The organism is Thiohalorhabdus sp. (genome assembly GCF_046545655.1).
In the GTDB taxonomy this organism is placed as follows: domain Bacteria; phylum Pseudomonadota; class Gammaproteobacteria; order Thiohalorhabdales; family Thiohalorhabdaceae; genus Thiohalorhabdus.
On sequence record NZ_JBKGZG010000059.1, the window covers coordinates 1 to 9,260 of the forward strand.

Here is a 9,260-nt window from a genome sequence, read left to right on the forward strand (position 1 = left end):
TCCGTCCCGGATTGGTGCTCCCGGGCCTTCATACGGAGCCCCCCCACCAAACCCTCGGTCCGGCGTCGGAGGGCTTGGTGGCAGGCCCGGGGATCCGGCGGCTCGCCCGAAGATTTCCGCCCGCATTCGGCCGCCAAGTCCCAGCGCTTGTGGCGAAGACCGGACAGACACCCCTCCCAGTCCACCTCGCGGTCCATTACCAGGGGGACGATCAGGTCCCAATCCCGGGGGTCCACCCACGACCAGGGCACCACACCGGGGGCCGGTCCGGGGACCCCTTCCCCGTCGGCCATCACATCGGCCCGCTCCCCCAGGGCCCCGGCCCCCGCCTCAACCCATTGGGATCCGATATGGGCGGCCCATGCCGCAGCCGCCCGGGCCAGGGCTCCCTGTCCGGGGTCCAGAAACAGGATCCGCGCCTTGCGCTTGAACATGACAACAATCTCCGCAATCGAGAGAGGCAACGGTCGAATCCAGCCCCGGAGCCCGGTATCCTGTGGGCTCCGCTGACGGCACCCGATCCTACCGTCCAGGAGACGCCATGGGGGCTCCATTTCCCAAGCCCGTGCTGGGGTTCGTGGCCTATAGCGGGTCGGGCAAGACCACCCTGCTCACCCGCCTCCTCCCGCTCCTGCAGGACGAGGGGCTGCGGCCGGGGCTGATCAAGCACGCCCACCATGGCTTCGATCCCGACGTCCCCGGCAAGGACAGCTATCGCCTGCGCAAGGCCGGGGCGGCCCAGACCCTGGTCTCCTCGCCGTGGCGCTGGGCCCTGTTTACGGAGGAGCCGGAGGAACGGGAACCGGCCCTGCCGGAGCTGCTGACCCGGCTGGACCCGAACCGGTTGGACCTCGTACTGGTGGAGGGATACCGGGGGGAGCATATACCCAAGATCGAGGTCCATCGACCGGAGATGGAGCAACCGCTCCTGGCCCCCGATCTGGATGGGGTCATCGCCGTGGCAACCAACGCCCCGCCCCGTGTGGACACCGGGGGGGCCGCCCTCCTGGACCTTGATCGACCGGAATCGGTGGCGGGATTCATTCTGGACCGGCTCCGCGAGGGCGAACTTTAGAATGACGGCAGAGGGCACCCACGCCATGGTGGAGCAGGAATACAAGCTGCAAGTGACCCAGCCGGAGCAATTCGAGGCCGTGGTGGCCGCCCCCGAGATTCGAGAGGCGGCCACGGGCCCCGAGCGCACGGTTCGCATGGTAGCCGACTACATCGACACGCCCGACCTGCGCCTCCTCAAGGCCGGTTACGCCTACCGGATCCGCAAAGAAGGGGAGGAATGGGTGGCTACCGTGAAGGCCGACGTGGGGGAAGGCGCCGACGACGGGCTGCACCATCACCGGGAATGGGAGGCTAAGGTTCCAGCGCCCGAGCCCGATCTGGCGGTCTTCGAGGACCCTAAGCTGGTGGAGACCTTGCGATCCCTGCAGGACGGTCAGCCCCTCACCACCCTGTTCCGGGTGGAAATGGTCCGCCGGATTCGCGACCTGGACCTCGGGGACAAAACCCGAGTGGAATGGGCCGCCGATCGGGGCAAGATCCTTGCAGGAGAGCGGGAAGCCCCCATCTGCGAGGTGGAGCTGGAGCTCAAGGAAGGCCCCCTGGGGGCGATGGAGGATCTAGTTTCCACCTTGCGCTCCCGCTACCCCCTCCAGCCGGGGGCCGAAACCAAATTCGCCCGCGGGCTGGCCCTGGCGGAACTCCACCATGATGGGAACGCTTGAACCATCCCTCCAGTCATAGTCGCGAGGAACGGTTGGCCCGTACCTGGCTGCACACCCGCCTCCCCCTGGACCCGTCCCGGCTCCCCGACCCGACCCCGTCGGGACGCCCCCGCCTCGGCGTTTACCTGGACGCCATCAAGGCGGGCGCACCAGACGCCCCTCCGCGTAGCGAGGAGCCGGACCCTCTGGGCCTGGTGGCGCTCCACCATGTCCCCGCGGGCTTGCGACTGAAGTTGTTGGACCGGCTCTTTGCAACCTTCCAGCCCACCGACGCCGCACGGCTGGAGCGTTTCATCAACGCCTATGCCTTCCTGGCTCGGAGCGGCTTCTCCCCCTTCCCTACCCCATCCCGCGGCCGGCGCAGGCTGGCGCAATCTTGCGCCCACGCCCTCGAGCTCATGCAGGCCCAATTCCAGGGTTACTGGCGGAGGCACCTTATACCCCCCTCCCGATGGTGGGTCCGGTTTCTTTCCACCTTCCGCGCGGCTGCCACGGCACAGCTCTTTTCGGTGCGGTGTCCGGCGCTGGAGGAGCGGGGAAACATCACCCCCCTGCGGCCAGCAACCCGCACTCTCCTCCAGGCGACCGCCAATCCCTTCGCGTGGGAGCCGGAACTGCAGCCCTATCTAGAGACCTTGCTCGATCTGCTGTCCCGGGAGGTTCTGCTGTTCCCGGCCACCTCGCCTTCGGCCTATGTTGAGGGTGGACGCGGGCGATTCGTCTTCGACGCAGCGGGGGGTCACCCGCCCGCCCTGCCCGACGGTCAGGATCCCCAGTGGCTTTCCCCCGATGACCACACGCCCAAATGGTGGATTATCGATGCTAGCCGGGCTCTGGCCCATGTCTCGGAGATTCGCCGGGGGCTGGCCCTGGGAGCATCCCCGGAGCGTCTGCATCCGGGCCTTGCCGAAATACCCCGGTCCACCCGGCAAATCCTGCTGCAACGGCTGGAGCGCGTGCTGGGGCGCGACCCCCGACGGCGCAGAATCAACCTACCCAAGCCCCGGCGAGTCAGCCTTGCCTTCGGGCTGGAACAGGCCGTCCGCCACAGCTTCGCCGGACGCTGGACGCCCACCAGGGACCCAGCCTCCCTACGGGCCAATGTCCGCCTGCAGAGCGAACCGCGGACCCGTCCCCCCTATACCGGCGACGCGGACAGCTGGGAGGCCATCGAATGGGAGAAAACCGGGCTCCGTCTGCGGGGGACCCGGACGGGGAGCCCCCGGCTGGTTGGCCAGCCGGTGCTGATCATGGACTCCCAAGCGCCCCCCTCCGGGAGCTCCCCCGCCCCCATGCGGGGGGGAATCGTCCGCTGGCGGCAGGACTCCCCGAACGGGGAGCGAACCGAAGCAGGAGTGGAGCTCCTTCCCGGACGCCTCCATGACGGCTGGCTCCGGATCTCCTGGCGCATGGGGGCCTCCCTCCAGGAGCAGCCCGTTCTTTTGCTTACCGGACCACAGGCCCTGCCCACCCTGCTCATGCCATCGGGACTCTTCCGGGCCGGTACCGCCTTCACCCTCCGGATCGACGATCAAGATCGCCTCGGCGAGATGGTTCAATTGTTGGAAACGGGGGTCCATTTCGAGCATGTGCAGGTGCGCTTGGAAGCCCCCCCTTAGCCCGGAAGGGCCCTTACGAAGCGCGCAAAAAAGCGGCGGCCTCTGGCCGCCGCTTTTTTGCCTAGACAGGCGATGTACCCGGTTAGTTGCTCTCCAGGTACTCCAGATCGGAGGACTCCGGTTCACCGAGCCGCCAGGAGCCGCGGTTCTTGGCGTGCTCTATGGCCGCCTCGCGGCTGGCATCATCCACGCCCCACTCGATCTCAAGCTCCTGGTCGGGGAAGATCAGGTCGGGATCGTTGATCTCCCGGCTATTGGATTTGTAAATCAGAGGCCAGGCAAAGGGATCGCCATAGATGGCATCCGCGGCAGCGATGTCCCACAGGGTATCCCCACCGCCAACCTGATACCGGCCCTCGGTATCGGACTCGATCTCCAGGGTACCGTTAGCAACGGACTTGCGGTCACCGTCCGTCCGGTCGCCCCCGCTGCCGACCCACTCTCCCTCTGGGAAGTCGCCACTGTTTTCGGCCGACTTGAGGGCCTCCTTATGCTGCTCCTGCTCCTTGCGGTACTGCTCCAGACCCTGTTCGGCCTCGAAGCTGGCCTCCTCGGCCGCATCGATGGCCTCTTCGTACTCCCCGTCCTCCAGGCTGCTACGGGCATCGTCCAGGATGCCGAGCGTGCTCTTCCAGAGCCCCGTGTCATTGGTCTCCTGACGGGTGGTCTGGACAGCGTCCTCCGCCTGGGAAACCGCCTGGGCGGCCCGATCCTCAAGCTGGCCCCCCTCTTCCGTCGGCTGGCTGGCGCAGCCACCGAGGATCAGAGAAACCCCCAGGGCCAAGCCGCCAGTACAAAGACGTCGATTTGTTCGATTCATAAGCCCGCACACTCCTCGCTGAGTGGGTTCTTGGTAGCCAGGTCGCCGGAAACCCTACCAAAAAAGGAAAAGGGTGCCCAACTCCGGGCACCCATCTGTCCCCAACTACTCACCGGGAGCGTTGCCCGAGATCATGGCCTGCTCATCGAAGCCCTGGCTGCCCTCACCAGCCTTAACCGCCAACTGATACTGCTCCTGCTCCTCGCGGTACTGGGCGAGCCCCTTCTCGGCCTGGTAGCGAGCCTTCCCGGCCTTGTCGATAGCCGTCTCGTACTCGCCTTCCTCAAGGCTGGACCGTGCCTGGTCGAAAACCTTCATGGTGCTCTTCCAGAGGCCGGTGCCATCGGTGCTCTGCCGGGTTTCCTCCACCGCCTCCTCGGCCTTGGCAACTTCCTTCTTGGCCTTCTCCGCCATTCCCATCTTGGCGCCGTTCTGGCCCGCGCAGGCAGCCAGCACCACGGCACCAACGACAATGAGTCCAAGCAGTTTCGTGAAAGGCTTTTCCTTGATCAAGGCACCTACTCCTTCCCGGGTTTAGGATTAGTAAAGACAGCGTCCGCCTTCCGCTTTTCAGGCCTTGGAGGTTGCTCCTCCCCGCGGGCCTCGATCCGGCCCGGCCTTGGGCCCGGATTCCGGGCGGCCTCTCCCATGACTCTCCAGGAACCGTTTTTTGTTCAATTGGGTATAAATAGAAATCGGCATCTTCCGCTGCCGAGGTTGCCCCTGCCCTTCCAGGTCGTCAGAATAAGCCTCCGTTCCGTGACGGCAACCGTCCCACGAAGGGTGAGGGCTCCCGCGTCTCGCGCCTTTTCCCAAAGGGCCACGACCGGGCCTGCGCCGGGTATCCAACGCCGTTTTTCCGGAACCGAAAGTACGCCTCAGGGGGCAAAAGTGTCAACACTTCGTGGACAATTCAGGGACATGAAATATTATTGTTTTAATATTTTCTTATGAATAGATTCCCGGAGCGGCGCCCCCTACGGACCGGAAATCTGCCACTTTCCGGGACTATTTCTTCTTTTCTTCACCCCATGACGCAAAAATTGGGCTCCAAGCAACCCGCAAGGCCCCGCCCACGGACCCCTGGAGAGAAAACCAATGCGGAAGCTCCTGGCCAAGCCAGCCACTTGGCTTTCCCCTCCCCTATGGCAGGCCACGGCGGTCACCGGGCTTTTGGGCCTTCTGTTCACGTCCATGGCCTGGGCCCTGTGGTGGAGCCCCGGTAGCCCCTATCCAATCTGGATGACCATCAAGTCCGTCCCTCTCCTTCTTCCTCTGCGGGGCCTCCTGCATGGACGGCGACGCACGGCCCAGTGGGCGAGCTTCCTGCCCCTGCCGTACCTGCTGGGCAGCATCCTGGCGGTGTACGGTTTTCTGGTCCCTCCGCACTTCACCTCGGCCCCCGATTTTGTCGGGGCCGTCCTGCAGGGCGTTTTCGGCATTCTGCTGATGACGGGAAGCATGTACTACGCCTACACTACTGCCGGCGAGCGGTAGAACGCGCAGGGCCAAGTCTGAATTGGCGCGGGAGGGGAAGCTAGGCAAAGGGGGGTAGGCGAGAGCAGGAGATGTAGCCCCGGCCAAGGGAATCGGCCGGGGCATCGGTTACGGGGAGAGAGTGCTTCCCTCGACCTCCTCTGCAGTGTCGTCGAGGATCTGCCGCATCTGGCGCGACCAGTCCTGGAACTGCTCCTGGAGCCCGGGATTGAACATCCGCCCAACCACCGCCGGATCCACCACGGACAGGTGTACCCTTCCCTTGTCATCCTCAAATAGGGTGATCTTTAAAGGCAGATATGGGGTGACCCGGGGATCGATCTCCCGGGCCTTTTCGAAGGCCTCACGGTCACCGAAGAAGACGATCTTGTAGGGTGGGCGCTCGAACCCCTTGGCCTCCAGGCCCTTGTCTACGTTCTGCACCCGCATGAAGGTGAACCCGGCCTCGTCGATGGCGTTCTGCAGCTGGCTGAGCACCAGCTCCACGGAGGCGTCGGGGATCTCCCGCTCGAAGAAGTTCGGGTTGCCCTGGGCGGCCCCCGCCAGGGGGGCGGACACCAGCAGGGCCACGGCCACGATTATCCTTGCCACCATCAGAAGCTCGCCTCCTGCATGATCTGGAGGTACTTCTCGCTCACCAGCGAGCAGAACAGCTCCAGCTCCGGTTTGTGGAACAGCGGGGACAGCGCCTTGGGATTAATGGCGCTCATCACGGTCTGATTCCCCTCCCGGTACACGGTGATCTGGCAGGGCAGGAAGGTCCCCACCCGCTCGTCCACCTCCAGCGCCTTGTCGAGCAACCCGAAGCTGCAGAAATGCAGGATGTGGACCGGGCTCTCGGCCTCCTCCCCCTCCGGCGGCAGGTCTTCGTACAGGGTCTGCTGGCGGATAAAGACAAAGTTGTGGCTGTTGATGGACGTCTTGAGCAGGGGGAGGAGCTCGTCCATGGGCATATCCGAGCGCACCTCGATCACGGGCTCGGCCAGCGGATCGACGCCCTCCCCCCAGCCGCGGATAAAGGCCACCAGATCGTCCATCTGCTGGTCGGAGAGCTCCTCCGCCTCGCCGTAGGGAGTCATGGGGGTGCCTTCCCGGCCGCGCAGCATGGTGGCCTTGATGAAGCGGTCGCTGGCCGCCGCCAGGAAGCCGGAGTTGTTCAAGGCCGGGGGAACCACCCGCTCCTCGCCGGTGATGTGGCCGGGGGCCTCCCGGGGCTGAGTGCCCCCCCGACCCTGGGGACCGTGACAGTCGGCGCAGTGCTCGGCGAACAAATCCGCACCGCGCTCGGGATCTCCCTCGCCCACCTCGGGCAGATCGGCCCGCGGGCCCTCCCGCCACCCTTGGATATAGTCCGCGATTCGACCCCGCTCCTCCTTGCTCAGGAGGTGCTCGAAGCCGGGCATGACCCGGCCGGGCCGGCCGTGGCGCATGGTCTCCATGAGGTACTCCCGGTCGGCGATGCGCAGAAAGTCCTCCAGGTTCAAGGGGAGACCGAGGCCCCCCCCGCCGTCGGGGCCATGGCAGGTGGCGCAGTGCTCCTTGAACAGCTCCTCCCCCCCGGGCTCCTCCGCAGCCACCGGGGCCGTCCCCCACCCGGCCCAAGTGGCCAGCAGGGAGAGCGACAGGACCAAAATGGCTCTCCGTAAGTTCACGATCGCCCCCTCTGGTAGTGACCTGCCATCCAACAGTAATCCCTAATTTACTTATGGACAATACCCCATCCGACCATCCGACGCCATTGCAATAAAAACGGCCCCCGGTTAGGGGGCCGTCCAAGCCATCGGCATGGGCTACCGATCAGCGCAGGGGCGTACTATTGAACAGCAGGAAGTACTGCAGGCCGATCTCGTTGCCCATGGCCGCGCCCACCTTGTCCGCCGTCGGGTTGTGCGGGGCACTCAGGTCTCGGATGCGGTAGTTGAGCTGCCACTGGCTCTTCACCGGATGGTTCCAGTACTGCAGGCCCAGGGTGATGGTCTCGAACTCGCGCTCGTCGGCCGAGGTGTATCCCCCACCCGTGCTGCTCAGCCGGTCCAGGTAGTCGTAGCGGGCCTGCACCGCCAGCTTGTTGGGGATGGGGAAGTAGGCCCCCTCTACATAACCGCCGTGGAACGCGTTGCCGCTTTCGGGGGCGATCTCCGGCGCCACGTCGCCGATGTCCTGGTATTCGGTGCCGGAATCGCTCACCGGCGGGGTGGTGCCGTTGTAGACCATGCCATTGCCCCAAATGTACTCGCCGCTCAGGCGGTAGGGCTGGCGGTAGAAGTGGAAGCCGGCGCCGTAGCGGTTGCGGTCGTAGGTCTCGTCCGCATCGAAGGCATCATTGCCGTCGGCGTCGAACTGCCGCTCGCCCATCTGCGCCCAGGCGAACAGCTTGAGGTCCTCGCGCCGGGGACCGCCGCGCTTCACGCCGTCGAACACGTAGGCGGTCTGCGCCCGCAGGTAGACATCCACGTTGTCGTCGTAGTCGGAGCGGTTGATGCCGTTGCCGTTGCCCACGCCTGCGGCCCAGGTGGCCTCCCACTTGTCGGTGAGCTTCATCTCGTCGAAGGCCATGGCGCCGATGTCGCGGTAGGAGCTGATGGCGCCGTCGAAGCCGCTGAGCTTGTTCGGTTCGCCCGGATCCCCCACATTGGCCCGCACGAACCGCTCGTTGACCTGCTGGCGGGTCACCTCGGAGAAGTTGATGTAGTCGTAGGTCATGATGCCGCGCAGGCCCTCGTCGGCCACCGGCCACTGGAACTGGCCCAGGCGCAGGCTGACGCCGGGCTCCCAGATGTCGTCGCTGCCGCCGCCCGCGAAATGGCGCAGGGTGATGGAGGCGTCGGTAAGCTGCGGGCCGGCGCTGCCGCTACCGGGATCCGCCAGCCGGGTGATGCCGTTGTCCCCCCACTCGGTCAGGAAGAAGTAGTGGATGTCGTCATCCACAGCCTTCAGGGCGCCCCGGGCGCCGAGCCGGGCGCGGAAGAGATTGAAGCCCTGGTTGCTGGAGCGGTCGGGGGACAGGGTGTTGAAGATGGGGCGGTTGCCATCAGGAGCCGATCCATCCAGGGGAGTGCCGGCCAGATCGGGCTTGTCCCCGTCGTCGATGTATCGATAGGTCGGCTGCATGAAGCCGAACAGTCGCAGGCCGGCGGCGTCCTCCGCCGGCTCGGAGCTGGAAAGCACCAGCCAGTTGGCCGCCCCGGCGGGAGCGGAAAGGCCCAGCGCCCCGGCCCCGAGGACGGAGGCCGCGAGCGCGCGGGAGATGGGCTTGCGCATGCGACAGGTTCTCCTCTTGGTGCAGACGAAACGGATTGTACGAGTCGGCCGCGCCCCGGGCCACACAAGGCCGCGGCCCCTGCCGGGCAAGGACGACCGGGAACGGAATTGGGGCGAAGGGCCATCGGGGGGATGCCCTATCCGGGGGGACAGTCCCTGGGACAGGCTGATAGAGCTCGGCGGACCTGTCGAGACCGTCCGCTCACCAAAGCCGGGAGCAGAGGCCGGTCATCCGGGGATTCCTTCCGGGCCGGCAGCGCCGAAAGGGCGCGAAGGATAGGGGGAGCAAAGCGGGATTGCAACCGACGTTGCCTGTCCGTGGCG

The 9,260-nt window shown here is 65.8% G+C and carries 10 protein-coding genes; 4 read left to right on the forward strand and 6 right to left on the reverse strand.

All coding sequences use genetic code 11. The annotated features are described in order from the left end of the window. A partial coding sequence (locus ACLFRB_RS10900) for a hypothetical protein (RefSeq protein WP_411069040.1) occupies positions 1-434 on the reverse strand: 434 nt, incomplete at its 3' end. A gap of 107 nt (positions 435-541) precedes the next feature. Between ACLFRB_RS10900 and mobB the strand changes: the two genes are divergently transcribed. The 3 genes from mobB to ACLFRB_RS10915 are packed head-to-tail and all read left to right on the forward strand — an operon-like array spanning position 542 to position 3,358. Further along, positions 542-1,075 carry a molybdopterin-guanine dinucleotide biosynthesis protein B gene (mobB, locus tag ACLFRB_RS10905; protein WP_411069041.1) on the forward strand — a complete coding sequence of 178 codons (534 nt, stop codon included), beginning with the start codon at positions 542-544 and terminating at the stop codon, positions 1,073-1,075. Position 1,076: 1 nt separating this feature from the next. After that, entirely contained in the window at positions 1,077-1,739 is a 663-nt protein-coding gene (locus ACLFRB_RS10910) for an inorganic triphosphatase (protein ID WP_411069042.1), read from the forward strand. Between the two features lie 32 nt (positions 1,740-1,771). Continuing rightward, positions 1,772-3,358, forward strand: a complete 1,587-nt coding sequence (locus ACLFRB_RS10915) for a hypothetical protein (protein WP_411069043.1) — start codon at positions 1,772-1,774, stop codon at positions 3,356-3,358. Positions 3,359-3,440: 82 nt separating this feature from the next. On the opposite strand, the gene ACLFRB_RS10920 is transcribed toward ACLFRB_RS10915, so the two are convergent. Then, positions 3,441-4,178, reverse strand: a complete 738-nt coding sequence (locus tag ACLFRB_RS10920) for a LysM peptidoglycan-binding domain-containing protein (RefSeq protein ID WP_411069044.1) — start codon at positions 4,176-4,178, stop codon at positions 3,441-3,443. Between the two features lie 105 nt (positions 4,179-4,283). Continuing rightward, positions 4,284-4,691: a hypothetical protein gene (locus ACLFRB_RS10925; protein WP_411069045.1), complete on the reverse strand. Its 408-nt coding sequence runs from the start codon at positions 4,689-4,691 to the stop codon at positions 4,284-4,286. A 585-nt stretch (positions 4,692-5,276) separates the two neighbouring features. On the opposite strand from ACLFRB_RS10925, the gene ACLFRB_RS10930 reads away from it, so the two are divergent. Continuing rightward, on the forward strand, positions 5,277-5,675 hold the full coding sequence (locus tag ACLFRB_RS10930; protein ID WP_411069046.1) for a DUF2069 domain-containing protein: 399 nt from the start codon (positions 5,277-5,279) through the stop codon (positions 5,673-5,675). A gap of 108 nt (positions 5,676-5,783) precedes the next feature. Here the strand turns inward: ACLFRB_RS10930 and ACLFRB_RS10935 are convergent, their stop codons facing one another. The 3 genes from ACLFRB_RS10935 to ACLFRB_RS10945 all read right to left on the reverse strand — a co-directional run bounded on the left by ACLFRB_RS10935 (position 5,784) and on the right by ACLFRB_RS10945 (position 8,936). Continuing rightward, positions 5,784-6,269 (reverse strand): DUF302 domain-containing protein, encoded by a 486-nt coding sequence (locus ACLFRB_RS10935; protein WP_411069047.1) that lies wholly within the window; start codon positions 6,267-6,269, stop codon positions 5,784-5,786. Next, positions 6,269-7,327, reverse strand: a complete 1,059-nt coding sequence (locus ACLFRB_RS10940) for a c-type cytochrome (RefSeq protein ID WP_411069048.1) — start codon at positions 7,325-7,327, stop codon at positions 6,269-6,271. The genes ACLFRB_RS10935 and ACLFRB_RS10940 overlap by 1 nt, the downstream gene beginning before the upstream one ends. Before the next feature lie 145 nt (positions 7,328-7,472). After that, positions 7,473-8,936: a hypothetical protein gene (locus ACLFRB_RS10945; protein WP_411069049.1), complete on the reverse strand. Its 1,464-nt coding sequence runs from the start codon at positions 8,934-8,936 to the stop codon at positions 7,473-7,475. Positions 8,937-9,260 lie beyond the last annotated feature (324 nt).